The organism is Micromonospora sp. NPDC005305, from assembly GCF_040607315.1.
Lineage (GTDB): Bacteria > Actinomycetota > Actinomycetes > Mycobacteriales > Micromonosporaceae > Micromonospora.
Genome location: NZ_JBEXGL010000018.1, coordinates 41,511 through 64,481 on the forward strand (window position 1 = coordinate 41,511; position 22,971 = coordinate 64,481).

At 72.1% G+C, this 22,971-nt stretch carries 26 protein-coding genes; 11 read left to right on the forward strand and 15 right to left on the reverse strand.

The genetic code is table 11. The features are described 5' to 3' along the window. Positions 1–2 precede the first annotated feature (2 nt). Complete coding sequence (locus ABZS80_RS25080) at positions 3–863, forward strand: SDR family oxidoreductase (protein ID WP_355059519.1); 861 nt, start codon at positions 3–5, stop codon at positions 861–863. Positions 864–942: 79 nt separating this feature from the next. Here ABZS80_RS25080 and ABZS80_RS25085 read toward each other — a convergent pair whose 3' ends face one another. Together ABZS80_RS25085 and ABZS80_RS25090 are read right to left on the reverse strand one after the other, a co-directional pair. Further along, positions 943–1,191 (reverse strand): flavin reductase, encoded by a 249-nt coding sequence (locus ABZS80_RS25085; protein WP_355059521.1) that lies wholly within the window; start codon positions 1,189–1,191, stop codon positions 943–945. Further along, positions 1,191–1,571, reverse strand: coding sequence for a hypothetical protein (locus ABZS80_RS25090; RefSeq protein WP_355059523.1), 381 nt, complete (start codon positions 1,569–1,571; stop codon positions 1,191–1,193). The genes ABZS80_RS25085 and ABZS80_RS25090 overlap by 1 nt, the downstream gene beginning before the upstream one ends. Positions 1,572–1,794: 223 nt before the next feature. On the opposite strand from ABZS80_RS25090, the gene ABZS80_RS25095 reads away from it, so the two are divergent. The 3 genes from ABZS80_RS25095 (at position 1,795) to ABZS80_RS25105 (ending at position 3,326) form a co-directional block, all read left to right on the forward strand. Further along, positions 1,795–2,595, forward strand: a complete 801-nt coding sequence (locus tag ABZS80_RS25095) for a helix-turn-helix transcriptional regulator (protein WP_355059525.1) — start codon at positions 1,795–1,797, stop codon at positions 2,593–2,595. Next, complete coding sequence (locus ABZS80_RS25100) at positions 2,583–2,783, forward strand: DUF397 domain-containing protein (RefSeq protein ID WP_355059527.1); 201 nt, start codon at positions 2,583–2,585, stop codon at positions 2,781–2,783. Before ABZS80_RS25095 ends, ABZS80_RS25100 begins: the two co-directional genes overlap by 13 nt. Before the next feature lie 78 nt (positions 2,784–2,861). Next, on the forward strand, positions 2,862–3,326 hold the full coding sequence (locus tag ABZS80_RS25105) for a DIP1984 family protein (protein ID WP_355059529.1): 465 nt from the start codon (positions 2,862–2,864) through the stop codon (positions 3,324–3,326). 289 nt (positions 3,327–3,615) lie between these two features. On the opposite strand, the gene ABZS80_RS25110 is transcribed toward ABZS80_RS25105, so the two are convergent. Further along, on the reverse strand, positions 3,616–3,792 hold the full coding sequence (locus ABZS80_RS25110; protein ID WP_355059531.1) for a hypothetical protein: 177 nt from the start codon (positions 3,790–3,792) through the stop codon (positions 3,616–3,618). Between the two features lie 254 nt (positions 3,793–4,046). Here ABZS80_RS25110 and ABZS80_RS25115 point away from each other — a divergent pair, with 254 nt between their 5' ends. Beyond that, positions 4,047–4,721 (forward strand): class I SAM-dependent methyltransferase, encoded by a 675-nt coding sequence (locus ABZS80_RS25115; RefSeq protein WP_355059662.1) that lies wholly within the window; start codon positions 4,047–4,049, stop codon positions 4,719–4,721. 116 nt (positions 4,722–4,837) lie between these two features. Next, positions 4,838–5,410 (forward strand): dihydrofolate reductase family protein, encoded by a 573-nt coding sequence (locus ABZS80_RS25120; protein ID WP_355059532.1) that lies wholly within the window; start codon positions 4,838–4,840, stop codon positions 5,408–5,410. Positions 5,411–5,441: 31 nt separating this feature from the next. Here ABZS80_RS25120 and ABZS80_RS25125 read toward each other — a convergent pair whose 3' ends face one another. The 8 genes from ABZS80_RS25125 to pcaF all read right to left on the reverse strand — a co-directional run bounded on the left by ABZS80_RS25125 (position 5,442) and on the right by pcaF (position 14,263). Continuing rightward, positions 5,442–5,891: a hypothetical protein gene (locus ABZS80_RS25125; RefSeq protein ID WP_355059534.1), complete on the reverse strand. Its 450-nt coding sequence runs from the start codon at positions 5,889–5,891 to the stop codon at positions 5,442–5,444. Positions 5,892–6,028: 137 nt separating this feature from the next. Beyond that, positions 6,029–6,604, reverse strand: a complete 576-nt coding sequence (locus ABZS80_RS25130; protein ID WP_355059536.1) for a GNAT family protein — start codon at positions 6,602–6,604, stop codon at positions 6,029–6,031. 94 nt (positions 6,605–6,698) lie between these two features. Then, positions 6,699–8,288, reverse strand: coding sequence for an amino acid permease (locus ABZS80_RS25135; RefSeq protein WP_355059538.1), 1,590 nt, complete (start codon positions 8,286–8,288; stop codon positions 6,699–6,701). 285 nt (positions 8,289–8,573) lie between these two features. Beyond that, a complete protein-coding gene (locus ABZS80_RS25140) occupies positions 8,574–9,320 on the reverse strand; it encodes an MBL fold metallo-hydrolase (RefSeq protein WP_355059540.1) in 747 nt (248 codons plus the stop codon). Positions 9,321–9,367: 47 nt separating this feature from the next. After that, positions 9,368–9,868 carry a DUF456 domain-containing protein gene (locus ABZS80_RS25145; protein ID WP_151463563.1) on the reverse strand — a complete coding sequence of 167 codons (501 nt, stop codon included), beginning with the start codon at positions 9,866–9,868 and terminating at the stop codon, positions 9,368–9,370. Next, on the reverse strand, positions 9,865–12,093 hold the full coding sequence (locus ABZS80_RS25150) for an EAL domain-containing protein (protein WP_355059542.1): 2,229 nt from the start codon (positions 12,091–12,093) through the stop codon (positions 9,865–9,867). Before ABZS80_RS25150 ends, ABZS80_RS25145 begins: the two co-directional genes overlap by 4 nt. A 6-nt stretch (positions 12,094–12,099) precedes the next feature. Then, positions 12,100–12,918, reverse strand: a complete 819-nt coding sequence (locus ABZS80_RS25155; RefSeq protein ID WP_355059544.1) for an SAM-dependent methyltransferase — start codon at positions 12,916–12,918, stop codon at positions 12,100–12,102. Positions 12,919–13,057: 139 nt separating this feature from the next. Then, positions 13,058–14,263: a 3-oxoadipyl-CoA thiolase gene (gene pcaF, locus ABZS80_RS25160; protein WP_355059546.1), complete on the reverse strand. Its 1,206-nt coding sequence runs from the start codon at positions 14,261–14,263 to the stop codon at positions 13,058–13,060. 108 nt (positions 14,264–14,371) lie between these two features. Between pcaF and ABZS80_RS25165 the strand changes: the two genes are divergently transcribed. Further along, on the forward strand, positions 14,372–15,337 hold the full coding sequence (locus ABZS80_RS25165) for a glutathione S-transferase C-terminal domain-containing protein (protein ID WP_355059548.1): 966 nt from the start codon (positions 14,372–14,374) through the stop codon (positions 15,335–15,337). Then, positions 15,330–15,989 (forward strand): DUF998 domain-containing protein, encoded by a 660-nt coding sequence (locus ABZS80_RS25170; protein ID WP_355059550.1) that lies wholly within the window; start codon positions 15,330–15,332, stop codon positions 15,987–15,989. The genes ABZS80_RS25165 and ABZS80_RS25170 overlap by 8 nt, the downstream gene beginning before the upstream one ends. On the opposite strand, the gene ABZS80_RS25175 is transcribed toward ABZS80_RS25170, so the two are convergent. From ABZS80_RS25175 to ABZS80_RS25190, 4 genes are read right to left on the reverse strand one after another with little or no spacing between them, the layout of a single operon-like run. After that, a complete protein-coding gene (locus ABZS80_RS25175; RefSeq protein ID WP_355059552.1) occupies positions 15,979–16,368 on the reverse strand; it encodes a universal stress protein in 390 nt (129 codons plus the stop codon). The two genes, ABZS80_RS25170 and ABZS80_RS25175, sit on opposite strands and share 11 nt — an antisense overlap. Next, the gene (locus tag ABZS80_RS25180; RefSeq protein ID WP_355059554.1) at positions 16,365–17,894 is read right to left on the reverse strand and encodes a tripartite tricarboxylate transporter permease; all 1,530 of its coding nucleotides are present in this window, start codon (positions 17,892–17,894) and stop codon (positions 16,365–16,367) included. Before ABZS80_RS25180 ends, ABZS80_RS25175 begins: the two co-directional genes overlap by 4 nt. An 8-nt stretch (positions 17,895–17,902) precedes the next feature. Continuing rightward, positions 17,903–18,505, reverse strand: coding sequence for a tripartite tricarboxylate transporter TctB family protein (locus tag ABZS80_RS25185; RefSeq protein WP_355059556.1), 603 nt, complete (start codon positions 18,503–18,505; stop codon positions 17,903–17,905). Then, on the reverse strand, positions 18,502–19,509 hold the full coding sequence (locus ABZS80_RS25190) for a tripartite tricarboxylate transporter substrate binding protein (protein WP_355059558.1): 1,008 nt from the start codon (positions 19,507–19,509) through the stop codon (positions 18,502–18,504). Before ABZS80_RS25190 ends, ABZS80_RS25185 begins: the two co-directional genes overlap by 4 nt. Positions 19,510–19,648: 139 nt before the next feature. Between ABZS80_RS25190 and ABZS80_RS25195 the strand changes: the two genes are divergently transcribed. The 3 genes from ABZS80_RS25195 to ABZS80_RS25205 all read left to right on the forward strand — a co-directional run bounded on the left by ABZS80_RS25195 (position 19,649) and on the right by ABZS80_RS25205 (position 22,948). After that, on the forward strand, positions 19,649–20,539 hold the full coding sequence (locus ABZS80_RS25195; RefSeq protein WP_355059560.1) for a LysR family transcriptional regulator: 891 nt from the start codon (positions 19,649–19,651) through the stop codon (positions 20,537–20,539). A gap of 133 nt (positions 20,540–20,672) precedes the next feature. Beyond that, positions 20,673–21,620, forward strand: a complete 948-nt coding sequence (gene kdgD / locus ABZS80_RS25200) for a 5-dehydro-4-deoxyglucarate dehydratase (protein ID WP_355059562.1) — start codon at positions 20,673–20,675, stop codon at positions 21,618–21,620. Continuing rightward, positions 21,617–22,948, forward strand: a complete 1,332-nt coding sequence (locus ABZS80_RS25205; protein WP_355059564.1) for an enolase C-terminal domain-like protein — start codon at positions 21,617–21,619, stop codon at positions 22,946–22,948. Before kdgD ends, ABZS80_RS25205 begins: the two co-directional genes overlap by 4 nt. The last annotated feature ends 23 nt before the right edge of the window (positions 22,949–22,971 follow it).

Sequence of the window (22,971 nt, forward strand, 5' to 3'; positions counted from 1 at the left end):
CTATGCGCGCCTCATCCAGCACCGCTTCGCGTACCTGGTTCATCACCGGCGCCAGCCGTGGTCTGGGCCGTGCGTTCACCGTCGCGGCACTCGACCGCGGCGACCGGGTGGTCGCCGCCGCTCGGACCATCACCCGCAACGACTTCGACGAGCGATACGGCGACCGGCTGCTCGCCCTGCGGCTCGACGTGACCGACCGGGCGGCGGTCTTCGCCGCCGTGGCCACCGCGGTTGAGCACTTCGGGCGGCTCGACATCGTCGTCAACAACGCCGGCACCATGGCCATGGGCATGATCGAAGAGTTCACCGAAGCTGAGGCGCGCAACCAGTTCGAGGTCAACCTCTTCGGGGCGCTCTGGGTCAGCCAGGCCGTGCTGCCGCACCTGCGCGCCCGACGCGCCGGCCACATCGTGCAGATCTCCAGCATCGCCGCGCTCGGCGGCTTCCCCAGCACCGGCGCGTACAGCGCGAGCAAGTTCGCGCTGGAAGGCATGAGCGAGGCCCTGGCGATGGAGGCGGCAGCCTTCGGCGTCAAGGTGAGCATCGTGCAGCCCGGCGGCTACTGGACGGACCTGTACACCAGCATGACCTCCACAACGCCGATGGAGGCCTACGGTCCACTGCGCGCGGAACTGGAACGGCAGTGGGCGGAGGGCTCGATCGACAGTGAGCCCCGACTCGCCGCCGAGGCGCTGCTGAAACTGGTCGACAGCGACGACCCGCCGCTGCGACTGCTGCTCGGCAGCATGGTCTACGACCTGGCCTTCGACATCTCACGGCGGCGAATGGACACCTGGGCGGGCTGGGAACAGGTCAGCCGAGCCGCCGAGCAGGCCGTCCCCGCCGCCAACGGTATGCACTGACGCCCCACCCCCGACCGCCCCGACCAGGCCTGGCGCCGCGCCCCCGCAACGACCTCCGGTCGGGCCGGCGGAACCGGCGTCAGTCGCGGGCGCGCGCCCAGGCGAGGAAGCGGTGGTGCAGGTCCGGGACGTGCCCCGGGTTGAGCCCGGCCAACTGCTCCGTGGCCTCGGCCATCAGCCCACCGAGATGGAACAGCAACCCGGTCCGGTTTCCCCGGTACTCGACGAGCAGCGCCAGCCGCGCCGGCTGGCAGGGCCACTCCGCGCCGCAGCTCCGGCAGCGCCAGAGCGGGCGCATCGGGACGTGCGGGATGGTCCGGCGCACCATCACCGCAGCCGGCGGGCCACGGCGCGGGCCTCCTCGCCGGTCAGCGGCAGGAACCAGAGGAACCGCCGCACGATCTCCGGCGGCTCCGGCCCCTCGGGCCGCCCGCGCAGGTCCCGGATGGCACCGCCGAGCAGGGACGACATGACCGGAAGGAGCGCCGCCGAGTCGACCCGGATCGCGCGGAAGGCGGGGCAGGGCCAGGGCTCGCCGCAGCGTCCGCAGTCCCAGGCCGGACGGTGGCCGACGTGCGCGGTCGCCGTGAGCACGCCGGCCGCCAGCGGCGCCCGTTCGCCCGCCGCTCCCGGACCGGCGCCAACCGACCGGGCCGGCTCGCGCTCCGGCAGCTTCCTCGTCGGGCACAGCAACCATCGGGTACGCACGTCAGCCTCCTCGTCATTGGAGGGGCCGCCCGGCATCGCTGGGCACCGGGCGGCCCGAGCTGGAACCCACCCACGATCTGCGCCGAGCGGGTCCGCTTGCGTGACAGTCTGGTTAGGACACCGCTACCGTCGATATGCGCTCGCCGCATATGCGCAGGTCAGGCCGATGGTTGAGCAGCGATGGGCGAGGGCCGGACGAAACCGAGCAGGAATTGAGGGATCGATGGGGACCGCGACCAACTACGTGCTGGGCGAGTTACGTCTGTTCCGGGCCGCCCTGGGCCTGAGCCAGGACGACTTCGGCAGGATCATCGGATACTCCGGCTCCCACGTCAGCTCGGTCGAGACCGGCGGGCGTCCGCCGACGGTCGAGTACATGAAGGGGGTCGACGACCAGCACCACACCGGGGGACGATTCGGCCGGATGCTGCGGGAGCTTGGGAAGCTCGACACCACGCCGGCCTGGCTGCGCGAGTGGATCGAGTTCGAGCGCGAGGCGGCCACACTGCGATGGTTCGAGCTGGCCTACATCCCCGGCTTGCTTCAGACCGAACGGTATGCCCGGGCCACGCTGGCCGGAGGACGGTTCAGCCCGAAGGATGTCGACCAGGCGGTCGCTTCCCGGCTGGACCGGCAGGCGATCCTCGATCGTGAGCGCCCCCCACAGCTCATCGCCGTCCTGGACGAAGCGACCCTTCGCCGGCCGGTGCTCGACCAGCCCGGCCTGATGGCGGAGCAACTTGAGCACCTGGTCGAGCAGGCAGGACGCGAACATATCCAGGTGCACGTCGTGCCGGTGGATGCTGGGATGTACCTGGGGCTGGCGGGGCAGTTCATCATCGCCGAACTCCCTGACGGCGCACGGGTGGCGCACGCCGACAACCAGCTCACGGCGCAGATCGTCGATGCGCCGGCCGACATCGCTAAGCTGGCGAGGACGTGGGAGATCGTCCGGAACGAAGCGCTCCCCCGCCGGCAGTCAACCGACCTCATCAAGGAAGTGGCGAAGTCATGGACGTGCTGACCCCGCAGTGGCGGAAGTCGACGAGGTCTGGCGGCAACGGCGGGTCCTGCGTGGAGGTGGCCGACAACCTGCCGGGCGTCGTGCTGGTGCGCGACACCAAGGACCGGGAGGGCGGCACCCTCCACGTCGACCCCACGTCGTGGCGGTCCTTCGTCGGCCTCGCGAAGCAGATCGGCCCGGTTGGCTGAATCGCAGTACCGCACCCACCGTGCCCACGCGAGAAAATGTAGGGCGGCGATGATCTTCATGTCGCCATACTTGTGGCCATGAAGCTTGCCGAGGCTCTTGCGCTGCGTGTGGATGCGGCGCGTCGCGCCGAACAACTCCGTGCCCGCATCGCCGCCAGCGCCCGCTATCAGGAGGGCGAAGTGCCCGCCGAGGACGCCGCCGCTCTCCTCGTGGAGGCGGGTGAGGTGCTGGGTGAGCTGGAGGTCCTCATTCGGCGGATCAACCGCACCAACGCCGCCACGGTGGTGGAGGGTGGCACGCTCACCGACGCGCTCGCGCGCCGCGACGTGCTTCGCCTACGGCACAACGTCGTCACGTCCGGCGCGAACGCCGCAGCCGGGGAAGGCCAGCGCGGGTATCGGCAGTTGCGGTCGGAGCTGAAGATGATCCCGGCACTGCCGGTGGCGGAACTGCGACGCCAGGCCGACGACCTCGCCCGGCAGCTTCGCGAGGTCGACACGCTGATTCAGCGGACGAACTGGGAGGTCGACCTGCTGGACTGAGATGGTGCGGAGCAGGTAGCCGACGTGGAGGCGTGCACGAACCCGAGAGCCGGCGGGTAATCCGGCTCCCTCCTGGCGCGCCGCGGGCAGGCGCAGGGGTTCGACTCCCCGGCACACAACGCACGCCCAGCACAGCACACAGGTGACGGCGCACAGGGCACGGCACACTACCGGGTGCAGATCCACGACGGTGAGGGTGGGACAGGGGCCTTCCGCAACCCGTATCACGGCTCATCGGCAGGCGTCCGCCGCTCGTTGGTGGTCGCCCGGACCGAGGCGGTCTGACGGATCACTGAGCCCTGCCCGCCAGCAGCAACCGCCGGACGGGAATCTCCAGCAGCACCCGGTCGCCGTCCTGGGCGACGCGCTCCGTGACGTCCCATTCTCCGCACTTGTTCGCGAACGCCTCGACGACGTCGGCGGGGAACTCGCCGCGGCGCAGGAACCCGCGGGTCGCCGACGACATTCCGGACCTTGACACTGTGGCCGTCGCAGCCGATCCACCAGACGCCGTCCCTGTAGACGAACCAGACCGGCGTCACGTGGGGACAAACCGTCGCGCCGCAATCCGGCGCCCAATCTCCACGAAAGAGTGAGCACAGCCGGCGCGGATGGTGTCAGGATCTCGGCATGTCTGGTCGGGCACTGAGCTTCGGGGCGGTGGCGGAGGCGTACGAACGGTTCCGGCCGGGATATCCCGTGGAACTTTTCGACATGGTGATGACGTACGCGGGCCGGCCCGTCCGGACCGCCCTCGAGATCGGCGCCGGGACCGGGAAGGCCACCCGTCTGTTCGCGCGGCGAGGGATAACGGTGACCGCGACCGAGCCGGACGCGGCCATGCTCGCCGAGCTGCGCAAGCACCTGCCGCCCGGCGTCAGGACCGTGCAGGCCGCGTTCGAGGACCTGCGACCGGGCGAGAGCTACGGGTTGGTCTATGCGGCGGCGGCGCTGCACTGGACGAACCCGGAGGATCGGTGGTCCCGCATGGCCGCGCTCGTGGAGCCGGGTGGCGTCTTCGCCTCGTTCGGGGGGCCGATCCAGCTTGCCGATCCGGCGGTGGAGGAAGCGGTTCGCACGGCCCGTGCACCGTTCCTCGAGAGCGACGAGGTGCCGTCTCCGGACGGGACGCCTGCGGGATACGCCATGCAGTGGCCGGGCACGGAGCTCCTACGGTCCGAGTGGTTCGGCGACGTCCGGCAGTCGGTGGTGGAGCGACGCGTCACGATGACCGCTCGCGACTACGTCGGCCATCTCTCGACCGTCTCGGCCTACCTCCTGTTGCCCCTGCCAGAGCAGGAGGAGGTGTACCGCCGGATCCTGCGGGTCCTGCCCGGGACGGTCGACATCGCCGCCGACCTCACCGTGCACCTCGCGCGGCGCCGCGCGAGATAGTGCCTGGGTGGACGACGGGAGGAGTCTCGCCGAACGTGCCGGGCACCGCTACCGGCCAGCCTCCACCGATGAGCTTTCCCGGTGCAGACCGTCCAACAACCATGACCTCGTTTCGAATGAGCGACACCGAGCCGCAGACCGCAGCCGGAAAGGTCCTGTGGCACTTCACCATGTCCCTGGACGGCTTCGTGGCGGGACCGGACCACGAGATGGACTGGATGACCGGGATCTCGGCCCGGCCCGGCCTGGTCGGCGAGTACGTCGCGACCACGGGTGCCGTGCTGGGCGGCCGGGACGGCTGGGACGCCGCGCCTGGCAGCCGCCCCTACGGCGGCTCCTGGAAGGGTCCGGTCTTCATCCTCACCCACCACCCGGAGGACGCCGAGCCCGCCGAGGGGGTCACGTTCCTCGACTGTGACCCGGCCGACGCCGTGCGGATCGGGCTGGAGGCGGCCGCCGGCAGGAACCTCGAGGTGTTCTCACCGACCATCGGCCGCCAGCTCCTCGCTTTGAACCTGATCGACGAGATCGACCTGCACATCGCACCGGTCCTGCTGGGCGACGGCATCCGGCTGTATGACAACCCCGGCGGTGCGCCGATCCGTCTCCACCGCCTCGGCGGAGGCGATCCCACGTCGGTGGTGAACGTGCGATACCGGCCCGTGGCGAAGGCCCCGGCCGCCGGGTGATGAAACGGCAGCGGTCCGCTCGTGGCAGCGGTCAGGAGACCGCAGCCGTCACCAGCGCGAGGACCTTCTTCTCCACCGCGGGGCTCCACTTCTGGAGCGCGTACGACACCGGCCACAGATCCCCGTCGTCGAGGTTGGCCGTGTCCTGGAAGCCCAGAGTCGAGTACCGGTAGTTGAACTTGCCCGAGTCCTGGAAGAAAACGACGATCTTGCCGTCGGCGTTCGCGTAGGCGGGCATCCCGTACCAGGTCTTCGGCGACAGCTCCGGGGCGGCAGCGGTGACCGTCGCGTGCACGCGCTCGGCGAGCGCACGATCCTGCGGCGCCATCTGCGCGATCCGGTCGAGAAGCGCCTGCAGGTCGTCAGCCTTCTTGGCACCCTTCTTACCCTCGGCGCGCAGCTCGGCGGCGCGCTCCTTCATCGCGGCGCGCTCCTCGGCGCTGAAGCCGTCGGACACGGTCGTGGCGTTCTTCGCGGACATTCTCGGACTTCCGTTCCCTGGTCGAGACTCGGCCTTGGGCCGACGGTCAGGAAAAGGCTAGGCCCGGCGGCACACCGGGCGCTTCTCGATTCCTGATCGGTTCGTCGGCCCGGACCTGGGGTCCGGTAGGGCGCTGGTCACGTGCGCCACTCGCCTGCCAGGAGGCCGTACAGCACGAGATCACGCCGTCCGTCGGGGAAGGCCGCCGCCTCCCGCAGCACGCCCTCCTGCGTGAACCCCAGTCGCTCGGCGACGCTCCGGCTGCGGGTGTTGTCGACGGTGGTGGGCAGCCCGATCCGTTCCAGGCCGAGCGGGCCGAACGCGTGGTCGAGCAGGGCCGTGACCGCCCTGGTGACCAGGCCCCGCCCCACATGGCCGGCGTCGAGCCAGTAGCCCACCTCGCCCGACCGGGCCGGAGCGTCGATCACCAGTTGAGCCCAGCCGACCAGGCGCCAGCCCTCCTCGGCCGGTACCGCGATGGACAACGGCAACAACGATCCTTCCTGCCACGCCCGGCCGGCCCGTTCCAGGTTCGCGCGCACCCCGGCCAGCGTCGGCGGCTCCTGGAACGCGTCCGGGAACCACTGGGCGAGGCGCTGGTGGTTGGCCTCCACCAGCGCCAGATGGGCCTCGGCGACCGCGGTCGTGCGCGGGATCAGGACGGCGTCGTCCCCCAGCGGCCAGGTGAACGACGCGGTGGTGACGGTGGACAAGTCTGCTCCCCGTTCGGTGGCGGCGACCCGCAACTCTTCCCGGACGAACCCGCTCCTCGTCGGCGCCGGGTGACCCGGCGCCGACGAGGGAGGGTCAGGCCGGCTCGTCGGCCGGTGCGGCGTCCGCGGCGGGGCGCTGTTCCGGCACGTCGACGGTACGGCGGGGGCCGGTGAACCACTTCCGGGCCGAGGCGTACCACCAGAGCGCCACGCCGAGGAGCACCCCGCCGATGGCGAGCGGGGCGTAGTTCACGGCCGTCCAGGTGAACTCCGCGTTGCCGGGCACGCCGGCCGGCACGATCGGCAGCACGAAGTAGACACTGATGATCGCGATCTCGATCACCGCGATCCAGCCGAGCAGCTTGTACCTGCGCCCCAGCGTCCACGGGCCGGGGACGAACCGGTCCCCCATGCGCAGCCGCAGGAAGATCGGGATGAGGAAGGACAGGTACAGCCCGATCACGGCGACCGAGACCACCGCGTAGAAGGCGACCGGCACGCCGGCCTTCTGGTAGAGGGCGGGCAGGGTGAGCACCAGGCCGGCCAGGGTGGCCGCGATGATCGCGTTGACCGGGGTGCCGTTGCGGTTCACCCGCGACCAGAGCCGCCAGCCCGGCACCGCGCGGTCGCGGCTGAACGCGTACGCCATCCGGGACATCGAGGTCACGCAGCTCATCCCGCAGAAGAACTGGCCGATGGTGGAGATGATGATGACGGCCTTGAAGAAGAACGGGGTCAGCGCCGACTCGAAGATGGCCCCGGAGAAGCCGCCCGCGGAGTTGATCGCGTCCACGTCGGTGGCGGCGAAGAGGAAGGCGAGCAGCAGGATCCAGCCGCCGACCGCCGAATAGAAGATCGACCGCCAGAGGCCCTGGGCGGCGGCCTTCGAGGCGCCGCGGGTCTCCTCGGAGACGTGCGCGCAGGCGTCGAAGCCGGTGATCGTGTACTGGGTGAGCAGGAAGCCCAGCGGCAGCACGTAGAACCAGAAGGTGAGCCCGCCGGTGTCGCCGTCACCGAAGCCGGAGTTGTTGAACCGCTCGGTGAAGACGAACTTGAAGCTCTGGTGGTCGTCGGGGACCAGGAGCAGGATGAGCACCACCGCGGCCGCGCCGGCCACGTGCCACCAGACCGAGACGTTCTGGAGCACGTCGATGATGCGGTGCCCGTAGATGTTGATCAGCCCGTGCAGGGCGAGGATCACCACGAACAGCCCGAAGGTCTGGTGCGCCGTGCCGGCCCAGCCGTCGAAGAGCGCCGAGAAGGTCAGGTTGAGGAAGGTGGCGCAGCCGTAGTCGACCGAGGCGGTCACGGCCACCAGGCCGATCAGGTTGAGCCAGCCGGTGAACCAGCCGTGCACCGGCCGCCCCATGGTGGCGGCCCACCAGTAGATGCCGCCGGCGGTCGGGTAGGCGGACACCAGCTCGGCCATGCAGAAGCCGATGATGAGGATGAACAGTGAGATCAGCGGCCAGCCCCAGGAGATGGCGACCGGACCGCCGTTGTTCCACGCCTGGCCGAAGGTGGTGAAGCAGCCGGCCAGGATCGAGATGATCGAGAACGAGATGGCGAAGTTGGAGAAGCCGCTCCACTTGCGGTGCAGCTCCTGTTTGTAGCCGAGTTCGGCGAGCCGTCGGGCGTCGTCGTCCATGGGTTGCTCGGCGGTCGGCGCGGGCGTCGTGGCCACTGCACACCTCCTCGAGGTGGATTCCCCGGTTGAGTGGGCAAAGTGTGATCCCGTCGATCAAGGCGGTCAATACGACAGCCGTGGGAATCTCACGGCCGGCACGGCTAATTGCGTTGCCGCGCCAACCCGTTCCGGGGCATCCTTGAGCCCGTGACCAGGCCCGATCGCGACGGGCCGACCGCCGGGCGCTCGGCAACGCCCGGCCGGCGACGGCGCGCGGCGTCCACCTCTCTCTCACTGAAGTACGGCGGTTCGCCGTACCCCCGGACGCCCGCGCCGTCGCTCCTACCTCCCGAGAGTGCGCACCAGGCCCGGCGCGGCGACGTCGACCGGCCCGGCGTACCCGCGCCGCGCGGCCGCGACCGCCTCCGCCGGGTCCGTCCCGGGCCACAGGTGGGTGAGCAGGACCCGCCGCGCCCCGGCGGCATCGGCGTACCGGCCCACCTCGGCGGCGCTGGACAGGTTGCCGAGGTGCCGGTCCGGGATCCCCACCGGATACGTCGCCTCGGCGATCAGCAGGTCGGCGTCCCGGGCCAGCTCGACCAGGTCCGGGCTGGGTCCGGTGTCCCCGGTGTAGGCCAGTACGGCGTCCGGACCGGTGAACCGGGCGCCGACGTTCGGCACCCAGTGCGGCAGCGACCAGTTGTCCACCCGGAACGGCCCGAGGTCGAACGCTTCTCCCGGCGCGAGGGCGGACAACCGGTACGCCCCGTCGACCAGGCCCGGCTCGTCGATGCCGAGCAGGCGGTCCAGAGCACCGGCGGGCGCGTACACGGGCAGCGGCGGGCCGGCCCGGTCGGCGAGCACCCGGGCCCGCAGCAGCGGTTGGAGGTCGGCGCAGTGGTCCGGGTGGCCGTGACTGACGTACACCGCGTCCACCCGCGCCGCCGGGACGCGCGCCAGCAGCGGTTGCAGGGTCGCGTACCCGGGGTCGATCAGCAGCCGGAAGCCCGCCTGTTCGACCAGGAAGCCGGAGCAGGACTGCTCGGAGGTGGGCCAGGCGCCGAGCCCACCGAGGACGGTGATCCGCACGGGTGCGACCCTAACCGCCGGAATCGGCGAACGTCGCCCCGATCCGGTCAGGCGAACAACAGCCCGGCCACCCAGAGCACGGCGATGACCAGCCCGGCCAGGAACTCGACAAGCATGGACAGCCCGGCCGCCTTGAGCGCCTGCACGGTGGCCGGCCAGGCGAGCTGGTTGCTGCCCAGCCGCAGCCGTTCCGCGCCCCAGATCCCGCCGACGAAACCGATCGGCAGGCCGACCACCGGGATGACGAAGAAGCCGACCAGGCCGAGCAGCCCGCCCGCCAGCAGCGACGAGGTCGGCACGCCGGTGCGTTTCAAATTCCGCCCCGGCCACAGGTACTTGACCACGCCGCCGCCCACGGCGACCACGGTGGCGGCGGCCAGCACCGCCCAGCGGCCCGGCCCGGCGTCGGCGAAGAGCGCCCACACCAGCACCCCGCCCCAGCACAGCGGCAGCGCCGGCAGCCCGGGCACCAGCACCCCGGCCAGCCCGGCCAGGATGGCCAGCGCGGCCACCACCGACACCACCGCCTGCGAATCACCCAGGCTCACCGCGTCTCCTCCCCGGCCCGCGCCCGCCCCCCGCGCTGCTCGGGAAGGCGCGAAGTGGACCCACCGGGTCCTTCCTTACCCTCCAGCCGGCGGCGGATGTCGGCCGCCGGCATCGGGGCGCCGAACCAGCGCCCCTGCCCGGTGTCGCAGCGCAGCGACCGCAGCCGTTCGGCCTGCTCCTCGGTCTCCACGGCCTCGGCGGTCACCCACAGCTCCAGCGCGTGGGCCAGCCGGACCAGCGCGTCCACGATCCGCTCGTCGCGGTGGTCGGCGACCACGTCCGCACCGTCGCCCCGGATCCCCTCGACGAACGGGCCGGCCAGCTTCAGGCAGTGGATCGGCAGCCGCCGCAGGTACGCCAGGTTCGAGTAGCCGGTGCCGAAGTCGTCGATGGCCAGCCGGATCCCCAGGTCGGCGAGCTGGTGCAGGGCGCGCAGCGGCTCCCCGGCGGTGCCCATCACGGCGCTCTCGGTCAGCTCCAGCTGCAGCAGTTCGGCGGGGAGCCCGGCGTGCTGCAACGCCTCGGCGACGGTTTCCACGATGGCCGGGTCGTCGGCCTGCCGGGCGGCCAGGTTGACGTTGACCATGAGCCGCGCCTCCGGGTACGCCCGCCGCCAGCCCTCCGCGTCGCGGCACGCCTGCCGGAGCACCCAGGCGCCGAGCCGGACGATCAGGCCGGTCTCCTCGGCCAGCCCGATGAACCGGTCCGGCCCGAGCAGCCCCAGCTCCGGGTGCTGCCAGCGGACCAGCGCCTCCACCGCCACCATCGCGCCGTCGACCAGCGAGACGATCGGCTGGTAGTGCAGCACGAACTCGCCCCGGTCCAGCGCGGCGGGCAGGTTGGCGGCCAGCGCCGACCGGGCGATGTCGGCGGCGCTGCGCTCCGGGTCGTAGACCGCCCAGCGGCCCCGCCCCTCGGCCTTGGCCCAGTAGAGCGTGGTGTCGGCGGCCTTCATGAGGTCGGAGACGCTGGTCTCGGCAGCCGGGCACTCCACGATGCCGATGCTGGCCGACACGGCCAACTGCTGGTCGCCGACGTGCACCGGAGCGGAGACGGCGGCCAGGGCCAGCTCGGCCACCTCCACGGCGTCGTCGAGGCCGCCGTCGGAGTCGACCAGGATGACGAACTCGTCACCGCCCATCCGGGCGACCAGGTGGCCGCGGCCGGACACGCAGTCGGCCAGCCGGCGGCCGATCACCTTGAGCAGCCGGTCGCCCAGGTCGTGGCCGAGGCTGTCGTTGATCGCCTTGAAGCCGTCCAGGTCGATGAAGCAGAGCCCGACCCGCTGCTCCGCCCCGGCGGTGTGGAAGACCTGGCCGAGCGACTCGAAGAACAGCGTCCGGTTCGGCAGGCCGGTCAGCGGGTCGTGCAGCGCCTGGAAACGCAGCCGCTGCTGGAGCTGGTAGCGCTCGGTGATGTCCTCGATCATCGCCACGGTGAACCGGGGGCGGCCGTCGTCGTGGCGGATCAGCGAGACGGCCAGGTCGGTCCAGACCACGCTGCCGTCCTTGCGGTAGTAGCGCTTCTCCACCCGGGCGCTGTCCCGCTTGCCCTCGACCAGCTCCTGGTACAGCTCCCACATGCCGGCGGCGTCGTCGGGGTGGAACAGCCCGTCGACGTTCAGCTCCCGCAGCTCCGCGACCGGGTAGCCGAGCATGTCCGCGAAGGACTGGTTGACCTCGATGATCCGCCCGTCCACACCGGCGATGCCGATGCCGATCGCCGCCCCGGTGAAGACCGCGCGGAACCGCGCCTCGCTGTCCCGCAGCGCCTGCTCCACCGCGTCCCGGGCCTGCCAGGCCGAGCGCGCGATCCGCTCCTGCTGGCTGAACACCCGGTCGCGCAGCGCCCGGCCGAAGCCGGCGGCGAACGCGCCCTGCATGGCCGCGATCCGCTCCCGCACCTCCGGCAGCTCCACCCGGGCGGGCAGCACCCAGGACAGGAAACGGTCGCCGAGCGCCCGCACCGACCAGTCGAGCACCCCGGGCCCGGTGAGGTGCGCCTCGACCAGCGCCCGCCCGACGTCCTCCGCCGGCTGGGCGGAGAACGTCGGGGCGAGCAGCGCCCGACCGAGCCCCACGGTGTGCACGAGCAGCAGCCGCTCGGTCTCGGCGGCGCTCAGCGGCACGAACCCGATGCGCCGCACCGCCCGGGCCCACTCGGCGGCGTACGCCGCGGCGCCCGGCCGGCTGAATTCGCCCCCGTCGGGGTCCGGGGCGCGCATGTCGGCTCAGCCGGCCGTCCGGTCGTGCCGGGCGACGCCGCCGAACGCCCCGAACCGCTCGGGGTGCTCGTCCACGTCGGACGGCGAGTCGGGCCGCCACAGCGGCATGTGCACGACGCCCGGTTCGAGCACCGTCCAGTCGCCGAAGTAACCGGTGATCTCGGCGCGCGAGCGCAGCGTGATCTCGGTGGCGGTGCGCGCCGACAGCCGCTGCGCGTCGAGCATCTCCTGCGGCTGGTCCTCGAAGGTCGAGTGCGAGATGACCAGGAAGCTGCCGGGCGCCGCGGCGGCCCGCAGGGTGGCCAGGATGTCGCCCGGCCGGTCCTCGTCGGGGATGAAGTGCACCACCCCGGCGAGCAGGATGCCGACCGGGCGGTCGAAGTCGATCAGGCCACTGGCCCGGGCCTGGTCGAGGATCAGCTTCGGCTCCCGCAGGTCGGCCAGGATGGCGGTGGCCCGCTCGTTGCCGGCGAGCAGCTCCCGGCTGTGCACCACGGCGACCGGGTCGATGTCGACGTAGACGATCCGGGCCTGCGGGTCGGCCGCCTGGGCCACCTCGTGCACGTTGCCGACCGTGGGGATCCCCGAGCCGATGTCGAGGAACTGGTCGATGCCGGCGTCGAGCAGCACCCGCACGGCCCGGCGCAGGAACTCCCGCCCGGAGCGCATGGTGGCCGCCAGGTTCGGCGTCATGGCGGCGATCTGCTCGGCGAGCTGCCGGTCGATCTCGAAGTTGTGCGCGCCGCCGAGGAAGTAGTCGTAGACCCGGGCCGCGCTGGGCCGGCTCAGGTCGATCTCGGCGGGAATTCCGTCCGGCGTCTGCATCGCTCGGTCCCCCAGGTCGTCGCCGCGGGGGCAGCAGCCCGGCGACCGGGCCGACCCGCAGCATCGTGTGGTCCACACCACTCTAGGCGGGCACACCCACGAACGGGAGATCCACTCTCGACCGTGGGCCCGCCCGCCGTCAGCCCGCCGACTCCAGCAGCAGCGAGATGCCCTGCCCCACGCCGATGCACATGGTCGCCAGGGCCCGCCGGCCGCCCCGGCGGCGCAGCTCCAGCGCGGCGGTGAGCGCCAGCCGGGCGCCGCTGGCGCCGAGCGGGTGGCCCAGCGCGATGGCCCCGCCGTTCGGGTTGACGTGCTCGGCGTCCTCCGGCAGCCCCAGCTCGCGCAGCACCGCCACCGACTGGGCGGCGAACGCCTCGTTCAGCTCGATCACGTCGACGTCGGCCAGGCCGAGGCCCTGCCGGTCGAGCAGCTTGCGGGTGGCCGGGACCGGCCCGATGCCCATGATCCGCGGCGGCACGCCGGCCGCCGCCGCCCCGCTCACCCGGGCCAGCGGGGTGAGGCCGTAGCGCTCGACGGCCGCCGCGGAGGCGACCAGCAGGGCCACCGCGCCGTCGTTGACGCCGGAGGAGTTGCCGGCCGTCACCGTGCCGCCCTCGCGGAACGGGGTGGGCAGCGCGGCGAGCTTCGCAAGCGAGGTCTCCCGGGGGTGCTCGTCGACCTCGACCAGCTTCGTCTCGCGCTTGCCGGCCGGCACCGTCACCGGCACGATCTCCTCGGCCAGCCGGCCGTCGGCCTGCGCCTTGGCGACCCGCTGCTGGGAGCGGAACGCGAACCCGTCCTGCGCGGCCCGGTCGACGCCGAAGTCCGCGGCGACGTTCTCGGCCGTCTCCGGCATCGAGTCGATGCCCCACTGCTTCTTCATGAGCGGGTTCACCAGTCGCCAGCCGATGGTGGTGTCGTAGACCTCGGCGGTGCGGGCGAACGGGGTGGCCGCCTTCGGCATCACGAAGGGCGCCCGGCTCATGCTCTCCACCCCGCCGGCGACCAGGAGGTCGGCCTCCCCGGCCACGACGGCGCGGGCGGCGGTGGCCAGGGCGTCCAGGCCGGAGCCGCAGAGCCGGTTGACCGTGCTGCCGGGCACCTCCTCGGGCAGCCCGCCGAGCAGCGCGGCCATCCGGGCCACGTTGCGGTTGTCCTCGCCGGCCTGGTTGGCGCAGCCCAGGATCACGTCGTCGGTGCGGGCCCAGTCCACCGAGGGGTGGCGGGCGACCAGCTCGCGGATCACGTGCGCGGCCAGGTCGTCGGGGCGGACCCCGGCGAGGGCGCCGGCGTACCGGCCGATCGGGGTGCGGACACCGGCCACGAGGTATGCGACGGTCATCGGCGCTCAGTCCTCCGGGGGTGGACGGGGGTGGTGGCGGGTCGCCCGCCGGATCGCGGGGACGCCCGGCGCCAGGATATCCACGCCCGGAACGGATAGGTTGGCCGCATGGCCCGGGCCCAGTTCAGCGCAGAGACCGCCGGCGGCGGCGCGTTCGTCCGCCAGCCCAACCGGTTCACCGGTCGGGTCACCCCCCACTCCACCTCCCCGGAGGGCGGCGGCCCCGACGACCAGGGCCGCTGGCCGCTGGAGGCGGGCCGTTACCGGCTGGTCTGGTGCCGCGCCTGCCCGTGGGCGCACCGGGCCCGGATCGTGCGCGGCCTGCTCGGGCTGGACGAGGTGATCTCGCTGGGCACGGTCGACCCGATCCGGGACGAGCGGGGCTGGCGGTTCAGCCTCGACCAGGACGGCTTCGACCCGGTGCTCGGCATCGGGTTCCTCAGCGACGCGTACCTGGCCACCGACCCCGACTACACCGGCCGGGTGACCGTGCCGGCGCTGGTCGACACGCTGACCGGGCGGGTGGTCACCAACGACTACCCGCAGCTCACCCTCGACTTCTCGACCGAGTGGCGGCGGTTCCACAAGCCGGGCGCGCCGGACCTCTACCCGGTCGAGCTGCGGCCGGAGCTGGACGCGCTGATGGCGGAGATCCACCGCGACGTCAACAACGGCGTCTACCGGTGCGGCTTCGCCGCCTCCCAGGAGGCCTACGACGAGGCGTACACGGCGCTGTTCGCCCGGCTGGACGCGCTGTCGGAACGGCTGTCCGGGCGGCGCTACCTCGTGGGCGAGCAGATCACCGAGGCCGACGTGCGGCTGTTCACCACGCTGGTCCGCTTCGACGTGGCGTACCACGGGCACTTCAAGTGCAACCGGCAGAAGCTCACCGAGATGCCGGTGCTCTGGGCGTACGCGCGGGACCTGTTCCAGACGCCGGGCTTCGGCGAGACGGTGGACTTCGACCACATCAAGCGGCACTACTACGCCACCCACGAGATGATCAACCCGACCCGGATCGTGCCGCTGGGTCCGGACCTGTCCGGCTGGACCACGCCGCACGGGCGTGGTTGAGCCCGGCGTCCTCCGGGCCGCCGCCGCGTCCGCGGCCGCCGGCTGCGTCGTGGCCGGGGTGGTCGCCGTCACGGTCGCCGTGGTCGCCGGTCCGGGCCCGGGGCTGACCGGGTACGTCAGCGAGGCCGGCGTCACCGACAGCGCGTACGCCGGGGCGTACCGGATCGGGGTCTTCGCCCTGGCGGCGGCGCTGCTGCTGCTCGCGGCGGCGCTGCCCCCGGCGCTGCGCACGGCGGCGGCGCTGCTCGTGGCCGCCGCGGCCGGGACGGCGCTCTCCGGTGCGGTGACCTGCTCCACCGGCTGCCCGCTGCCGCCGTTCGAGGCCGCCACGGTGGCCGATCTGGTGCACGGCGGCGCGAGCATCGCGGCCACCGCCGCGGTGGTCTTCGCGATGCTGGTGCTGCTGCTCTCCCCCGCAGCGGGCCGGTCGCTGCGCCGGGTGGCCGGGATCGGCGCGGCCCTGGCGCTGCCGCTGTCCGCGGCGATCGGGCTGGCCATGCTGACCGTCGGGCGCGGCGGCCTGGTCGGCGTGCTGGAACGGCTAATGCTGACGGTGGCCGCCGCCTGGGGCCTGGCCACCTGCGCCGTGCTCGGGCTGGGCCGGCGACAGCCACCGTCCACCGCCAGGCCGGCCCCGACGGTCAGGGCTTGACGGCGAGCACGGGCCGGTCGGCGTCGAGCAGGATGCGCTGCGCGGCACTGCCCATGATCAGCTTGCCGACCGGCGAGCGGCGGCGCAGGCCGATCACGATCACCGAGGCGTCGACCGCCTCGGCGACGCGCACGACCTCGTCGGCGAGGTCCCCGGCGTGCGCGTCCTGGCGGAGCTCGACGGCGACGCCGGCCGCCGCGCCCCGCTCGACCAGGGCGCGGACCGCGTCCGCGGCGGCCATCTCCGCGCTGACCGGCGCACCCTCCCTCGGCGTGTTGAGGACCACCAGCCGCTCCCGGCGGCGTGTGGCCTCCGCGAGGCCCGCGGCGAAGGCGGCGTCCCCTTCGGGCGTGGGGACGTACGCGACGAGAACGGTCACACGAGCTCCTTGGTGTCGTGGGGTGCGGAGTCGGGGCGGGACGTGGACCGCCGGCGGCCGAGGGCGGCCCGGACCGGCGGGAGCAGGGCGACGAGCAGGAACAGGGCGAGCAGGGTGCCCGAGATCGGCCGGGTGACGAAGCCGGTCGCATCCCCGTCGAAGATCAGCAGTGAGCGGCGCAGCGAGTCCTCCAGCAGCGAGCCCAGCACGAAGGCCAGCACCAGCGGGCCCGGGTCGAAGCCGAACTTCTTCATCAGGTACCCGAGGGCGCCGAAGACGATCACCAGCCCGATGTCGAAGACGTCGTTGTTGACCGTGTAGACGCCGACCAGTGTGATCAGGACCGTGATGGGCGCGAGGATCGTGGCCCGAACCCGCAGGATCTTCACGAACAGGCCGACCAGCGGGATGCTCATGATCAGCAACAGGATGTTGCCGATGTACATCGAGTTGACCACGCCCCAGAACAGCTCGGGCTCCTGGCTGACCAGCTGGGGGCCGGGGCTGACCCCCTGGATCAGCAGCGCCCCGAAGATGACCGCCATGGTCGCGTTGGCGGGGATGCCGAGGGTGAGCAGCGGGATGAAGGAGGACGTCGCGGCCGCGTTGTTCGCCGTCTCCGGGGCGGCGACCCCCTCGACGGCGCCCTTGCCGAACCGCTCCGGGTTCCTGGACCGCCGCTTCTCGAGCGCGTAGGCGGCCAGCGAGGCCAGGGTCGCACCGCCGCCGGGCAGGATGCCCAGGAGGAAGCCCAGGACGGAACCGCGTCCGATGGCCCCCGACGACTCGCGGAGGTCCGCGCGCGACGGCCACACGTTGGCGACCTTCGTCGGCGCGTGCACCGCCCGGTGGCGCTCCTCCAGGTTGTAGAGGATCTCGCCGAGGCCGAAGAGACCCATCGCGATCGGCACGAAGTCCAGGCCGTCGGCCAGCGACAGGTTCTCGAAGGTGAACCGCTCCGCGCCGGTGAAGCTGTCCCGGCCGACCGTGGCCAGCAGCAGGCCGACGCAGGCGGCGATCACGGCCTTGAGCCGTCCGCCGCTGCTCACGGTGGCCACCAGCAGGATGCCGAGCAGGGCCAGGGCCGTGTACTCGGGTGGACCGAAGTCCAGCGCGAAGCCGGCCACCACGGGCGCGACCAGCGTCAAGGCGATGATCGAGACGGTGCCGCCGATGAAGGAACCGACGGCGGCGACGCCGAGGGCGGTACCGGCCCGGCCCTGCCGGGCCAGCGCGTGGCCGTCGAAGACGGTCACCACCGAGGACGCCTCGCCGGGCAGCCGGAGGAGGACCGAGGTGATGGTGCCGCCGTACTGGGCGCCGTAGAAGATGCCGGCGAGCATGATGATCGCGGTCACCGGCTCGATGCCGAAGGTGACCGGCAGCAGGATCGCGATGGTGGCCGCGGGACCGAGGCCGGGCAGGACGCCGACCAGCATGCCGATGACGACGCCGATCAGGCAGTACAGCAGGTTCGTCGGTTCGAGTACGACGCCGAAGCCGTCGAGCACGGGCGCGAAGTCCACGGGCCCTCCTAGAAGAGGTGCGGGATGGGAACGGAGAGGGCCGCGACGAAGACGAGGTAGAACCCGACCACCACGCCGAGGCTCGCCAGGACGGACGTCCGCCAGCCCTCCCGGCCGAGGAACCGCAGCCAGACGAAGGCGAGCAGGGCGGCGGGGATCTCGAAACCGATGGTCCCGATGACCGCGACGAACACGACCATGGTGGCCAGGCCGCCGAGGACCAGCCAGCTCGCCCTGGAGAAGCGTTCCGCGTCCGTCGTCCGCCGGCCGGCGGCGAGGAGGCCGAGGCCGAGCACGACCAGCGCGGCGCTCACCAGCAGCGGCCAGGTGCCGGAGTCGGGGCTGTGCGCCGTCCCGAGTCCGAGGCGGGCGGAGCCGACCAACGCGGCGACACCGAGTGCGACGACGGCGGCAGCGACGAGGACGTTGCTCAGCGGCCCGGCCGCGGGCGGCCGGCCCTCATGCTCGGCCTCCTCGACCCGGTGGATCGCCTCGTCGAGGCTGAGCTCTTCGAGGGGACGTTCCTCGTCCGTCTCCGCCCGGGCGGCCCCGGCGGCCGGGTGGCCACCGGGGCTTCCCTGGGTCGGCACGCCGCCGTGGGCAGCGGTCACTTCGCTCCGCCGAGGTTGATGGAGTACTTCTCGATCACCCCGCGGTACTTGTCCAGGTTTCCGGTCCACTGCTTGCGCAGTTCCTCGCCGTCGGCCTCGTTCGGGGTGAGCTGGTTGTCCTCGTTGAACTTCTTGTACGCGTCGGCCTGGAACGCCTTCTGGAAGGCCTGACGGAGTCGGTCGACGACCTCCTTCGGCGTGCCCTTCGGCGCGAAGATCGCCCGCGACTGCTGCACCGGCACGTCGTGGCCCGCCTCCACGGCGGTCGGGGTGTCGGGCAGGTACGACGGCCGCTTCTCGGCGAAGGTGACGATCGGGGTCAGCTTGCCGGCCTGGATCTGCTCGATCGCCTCGCCCAGCTGGATCGAGCCGACGTCCACCTGGCCACCGAGGACCGCGGTCAGCGTGGGCGACCCGCCGTCGAACGGAACGGCCTTGGCGTTGATGTTGGCCTGCCTGAACAACAGCTCCTGCGAGAGCTGGCTGCCCGTGCCGACACCCGTGGTGCCGAAGGTGATCTGCCGCCCGGCCTTGGCCAGGTCGTCGACGGTCTTGAAGCCGGACTTCGGCGCTGTCACGAGTACGTAGTCGTCCTGGCTGATGCCGGTGACGATCTCGTAGTCCGCGATGTCCGGCGCCTGGCCCTTGGCGACGGCCAGCGGCGTGATGTACGCCAGGCTGCCGTTGTAGACCATCAGGGTGTGCCCGTCGGCCTTCTTGCCGGCCAGCTCCTTGGCGGCGAGGGCGCCGTTCGCGCCGGGCTTGTTCTCCACCGTGACGGGCACACCGAGGTCGGTCTTGACCTGGTCGGCCAGCGCCCGGGCGATGAGGTCGGTGCTGCCGCCCGGGTCCTGCCCGACGAGAATCGTGATCGGGGAGTCACCCGGGAACCTCGCCTCGTCGCTGGATCCGCCGCCGACGTTGCCGCCGCAGGCGGCGAGCGAGAGGGCCAGGGCCATCCCGGCACCCGCCGTCGCCCACTGGCGCACGCGGTTGATGCTCATGTTGTTCTCCTCTTAGCAGAGCCATGTTTCAGCCGTGGGCGCTGTGAGTGGGGTCACGGACGCCTGGATGACGGCAGCGTAAGAACCTCGGCTCATGCCTGTCCAAATCCAATGGAGCATCAATTGATACCTTCTTGACATGGCGTTCACGCTGGAGCAACTTCGCGGTTTCGTGGCCGTCGCCGACGAGCTGCACTTCGGCCGCGCCGCCGCCCGGCTGCAGATGACGCAGCCTCCCCTGAGCCGGCAGATCCAGAAGCTGGAACGGGTGGTGGGTGCCCAACTCCTGGAGCGGGACAACCGCCGGGTCACCCTCACGGCAGCGGGCGCGGCGTTCCTGGTCGAGGCCCGCCGCCTGCTCATTCTCGCCGACTCGGCACCTGAGCTGGCCCGGCGGGTGTCGTCCGGGGCCAGCGGTGTGGTCCGGATCGGGTTCACGGCCGCGTCGGCGTACGGGGTCCTCGGAGAGCTGCTGAACGGCCTGAGCCGAGAGCTGCCCGACGTCGCCGTCGACCTGACCGAGATGGTGACCCGCGAGCAGGTGGCCGGCCTACTCAAGGAGGAGGTCGACCTCGGGCTGGCCCGACCGCCCTTCGACGAGGAGGCCTTCGGCTCGCGGCTGCTGCACCGGGAGGCGCTGCTCGTCGCCGCGCCCGCGGGTCACCGGCTGCTCGAACTGGGCCGGCCGGCGGTGGCTGCGGACCTGGCGGGCGAGCCCGTCGTCATGCACTCGCCGACCAAGGCCAAGTACTTCTACGACCTGGTCGCGGGCGTCGTACCGATCGCCGCCGAGAACACCGTGCACACCGTGAGCCAGGTGCTCACCATGCTCTGGCTCGTGGCAGCAGGTCGTGGTGTCGCGTTCGTCCCCGCGTCCGCCGCACGCCTGCCCATCGACGGGGTGGGGTTCGTCCGGCTGGAGACGCCCACACCCGAGCCGGTCGAGCTTCACCTGTTGTGGGCCAGGAGTTCGAAGAACCCGGCCCTGTGGCGGGCGCTGGCCGCGCTGGAACGGCGGGCCGCCTCCTGATACCTGGCGGGCATCGTTCGATGCGGAACTGCTCTTGGACATGCATCGTGGCCGGTTCTTACCGTGATCGTGACCACCGTCCGCACCGCCGGCTGACTCCGGCGCGGACCCGGACCCCAAGGACACGATCACCGTGACGCTGCTGCCCCCGGACGTTCTCGCTGACCGGCTGAAGTCGGGCCTGCTCTCCTTCCCGGTCACCCACTTCGACGCCGACCTGCAGTTCGACGAGGCCCGGTACCGGGAGCACCTCGCGTGGCAGGCGAGCTTCGACGTGGCCGGCCTGTTCGCCGCAGGCGGCACCGGCGAGGGGTTCTCGCTGACCTCGGCCGAGATGGACCGCGTCGTCCGGGCCGCCGTCGACGAGGTGGCCGGGAAGGTTCCCGTCATCGCGCCGGCCACCGGCGGCACCGCCGTCGCCGTCGCCCAGGCCCAGGCCGCCCAGGCCGCCGGCGCCGACGGTCTGCTGCTGTTCCCGCCGTACCTCACCGAGGCCAGCCAGCAGGGCCTGGTCGAGCACGTCAGCGCCGTGTGCCGCGCGACCGAACTCGGCGTCATCGTCTACAGCCGCGCAAACGCGGTGCTCACCGACGCCACCGTGGCCGAGATCGCCGACCGCAACCCCAACCTGATCGGGCTCAAGGACGGGATCGGCGACATCGAGCAGATGACCCGGACCTACGCCCGGGTCGGCGACCGGCTGATCTACGTGGGTGGGCTGCCGACCGCCGAGACGTTCGCGCTGCCGCTGCTCCAGCTCGGGGTGAGCACGTACTCCTCCGCGCTGTACAACTTCCTGCCCGAGTTCGCGCTCCGGTTCTACGCCGCCGTACGCGCTCAGGACCGCCCGGCGGTCTACCAGATGCTCACCGACTTCGTGATCCCGTACCTGGACATCCGGGACCGGGCCAAGGGGTACGCGGTCTCCATCGTCAAGGCCGGCCTGACCGCGGCCGGCCGCGACGGCGGGCGGGTCCGGCCCCCGCTGGTGGACCTGACCGAGACCGAGCTCGCCGAGCTGACCACCCTGGTCGAGAAGGTCTCCCTCACCCAGCTCCCGGCTCCGAGAGGACGGCGATGACCGGCCGCACCCCGACCGTTGCCCGCGTCGAGGCGGTGCCCGTCGCCGGGTACGACAGCATGCTGCTCAACCTCAGCGGCGCGCACGGGCCCTTCTTCACCCGCAACATCGCCGTCGTCACCGACAGTGAGGGACGGGTCGGCGTCGGCGAGGTGCCGGGCGGCGAGGCGATCCGCCGGACCATCTCCGACGCCGGCGAGCTGCTCGTCGGGCAGCCGGTCGCCCGGTTCGGCCGGCTGCTGCACGCCGTGGCCGAGCGGTTCGCCGACCGCGACGCCGGCGGGCGCGGGCTGCAGACCTTCGACCTGCGCACGACGGTCCACGCGGTGACCGCGCTGGAGTCGGCGCTGCTGGACCTGTTGGGTCAGCACCTGGGCGTGCCGGTGGCGGAGCTCCTCGGCGACGGGCAGCAGCGCGACACCGTGCCGATGCTCGGTTACCTCTTCTACATCGGTGACCGCCGCCGCACCGACCTGCCCTACGTGGCGGAGGCCGCACCGGCCGACGACTGGGAACGGCTGCGCCGTGAACCGGCACTGACCCCCGACGCGATCGTGGCGCTCGCCGAGGCGGCACAGGCGCGCTACGGGTTCACCGACTTCAAGCTCAAGGGCGGTGTGCTGGCCGGCGAGCAGGAGATCGCCGCGGTCCGCGCCCTGGCCGAGCGGTTCCCGCAGGCCCGCATCACGCTCGACCCGAACGGCGGCTGGCTGCTGGCCGAGGCCGTCGAGCTCTGCCGCGACCTGCACGGGGTGCTCGCCTACGCGGAGGACCCGGTGGGCGCCGAGGGCGGGTTCTCCGGACGCGAGGTCATGGCGGAGTTCCGGCGGGCCACGGGGCTGCCGACCGCCACCAACATGATCGCGACGGACTGGCGGCAGATGGCCCACGCGGTCCGGTCGAACGCGGTCGACATCCCCCTCGCCGATCCGCACTTCTGGACGATGCGCGGCTCGGTCCGGGTCGCCCAGCTGTGCCACGACTTCGGCCTCACCTGGGGTTCGCACTCCAACAACCACTTCGACATCTCGCTGGCGATGTTCACCCATGTGGGCGCGGCCGCGCCCGGCGAGATCACCGCCCTCGACACGCACTGGATCTGGCAGGACGGGCAGGCGCTCACCCGTGCGCCGCTGTCGATCCGGGACGGGCGGATCGCCGTCCCCACCGCGCCCGGACTGGGCGTCGAGCTGGACCACGACGCCCTGGCCGCGGCGCACGAGCTGTACCTGGAGCACGGCCTCGGCGCCCGGGACGACGCCGTGGCGATGCGGTACCTCGTGCCCGGCTGGGCGTTCGACCCCAAGCGACCCTGCCTGGTCCGCTGACCCGCCGTTCTCTGACGAAGGAG

Excerpts from the sequence above, each read along its gene's own strand:
- ABZS80_RS25110 (WP_355059531.1), bottom strand. The coding sequence starts at position 3,792 with ATGTCGTCGGCGACCCGCGGGTTCCTGCGCCGCGGCGAGTTCCCCGCC.
- ABZS80_RS25165 (WP_355059548.1), top strand. The coding sequence starts at position 14,372 with ATGGCCCGGGCCCAGTTCAGCGCAGAGACCGCCGGCGGCGGCGCGTTC.
- ABZS80_RS25095 (WP_355059525.1), top strand. The coding sequence starts at position 1,795 with ATGGGGACCGCGACCAACTACGTGCTGGGCGAGTTACGTCTGTTCCGG.
- ABZS80_RS25155 (WP_355059544.1), bottom strand. The coding sequence starts at position 12,918 with ATGCAGACGCCGGACGGAATTCCCGCCGAGATCGACCTGAGCCGGCCC.
- ABZS80_RS25085 (WP_355059521.1), bottom strand. The coding sequence starts at position 1,191 with ATGGTGCGCCGGACCATCCCGCACGTCCCGATGCGCCCGCTCTGGCGC.
- ABZS80_RS25100 (WP_355059527.1), top strand. The coding sequence starts at position 2,583 with ATGGACGTGCTGACCCCGCAGTGGCGGAAGTCGACGAGGTCTGGCGGC.
- ABZS80_RS25150 (WP_355059542.1), bottom strand. The coding sequence starts at position 12,093 with ATGCGCGCCCCGGACCCCGACGGGGGCGAATTCAGCCGGCCGGGCGCC.
- ABZS80_RS25115 (WP_355059662.1), top strand. The coding sequence starts at position 4,047 with ATGACGTACGCGGGCCGGCCCGTCCGGACCGCCCTCGAGATCGGCGCC.
- ABZS80_RS25195 (WP_355059560.1), top strand. The coding sequence starts at position 19,649 with ATGGCGTTCACGCTGGAGCAACTTCGCGGTTTCGTGGCCGTCGCCGAC.
- ABZS80_RS25205 (WP_355059564.1), top strand. The coding sequence starts at position 21,617 with ATGACCGGCCGCACCCCGACCGTTGCCCGCGTCGAGGCGGTGCCCGTC.
- ABZS80_RS25080 (WP_355059519.1), top strand. The coding sequence starts at position 3 with ATGCGCGCCTCATCCAGCACCGCTTCGCGTACCTGGTTCATCACCGGC.
- ABZS80_RS25105 (WP_355059529.1), top strand. The coding sequence starts at position 2,862 with ATGAAGCTTGCCGAGGCTCTTGCGCTGCGTGTGGATGCGGCGCGTCGC.
- ABZS80_RS25120 (WP_355059532.1), top strand. The coding sequence starts at position 4,838 with ATGAGCGACACCGAGCCGCAGACCGCAGCCGGAAAGGTCCTGTGGCAC.
- pcaF (WP_355059546.1), bottom strand. The coding sequence starts at position 14,263 with ATGACCGTCGCATACCTCGTGGCCGGTGTCCGCACCCCGATCGGCCGG.
- ABZS80_RS25125 (WP_355059534.1), bottom strand. The coding sequence starts at position 5,891 with ATGTCCGCGAAGAACGCCACGACCGTGTCCGACGGCTTCAGCGCCGAG.
- ABZS80_RS25190 (WP_355059558.1), bottom strand. The coding sequence starts at position 19,509 with ATGAGCATCAACCGCGTGCGCCAGTGGGCGACGGCGGGTGCCGGGATG.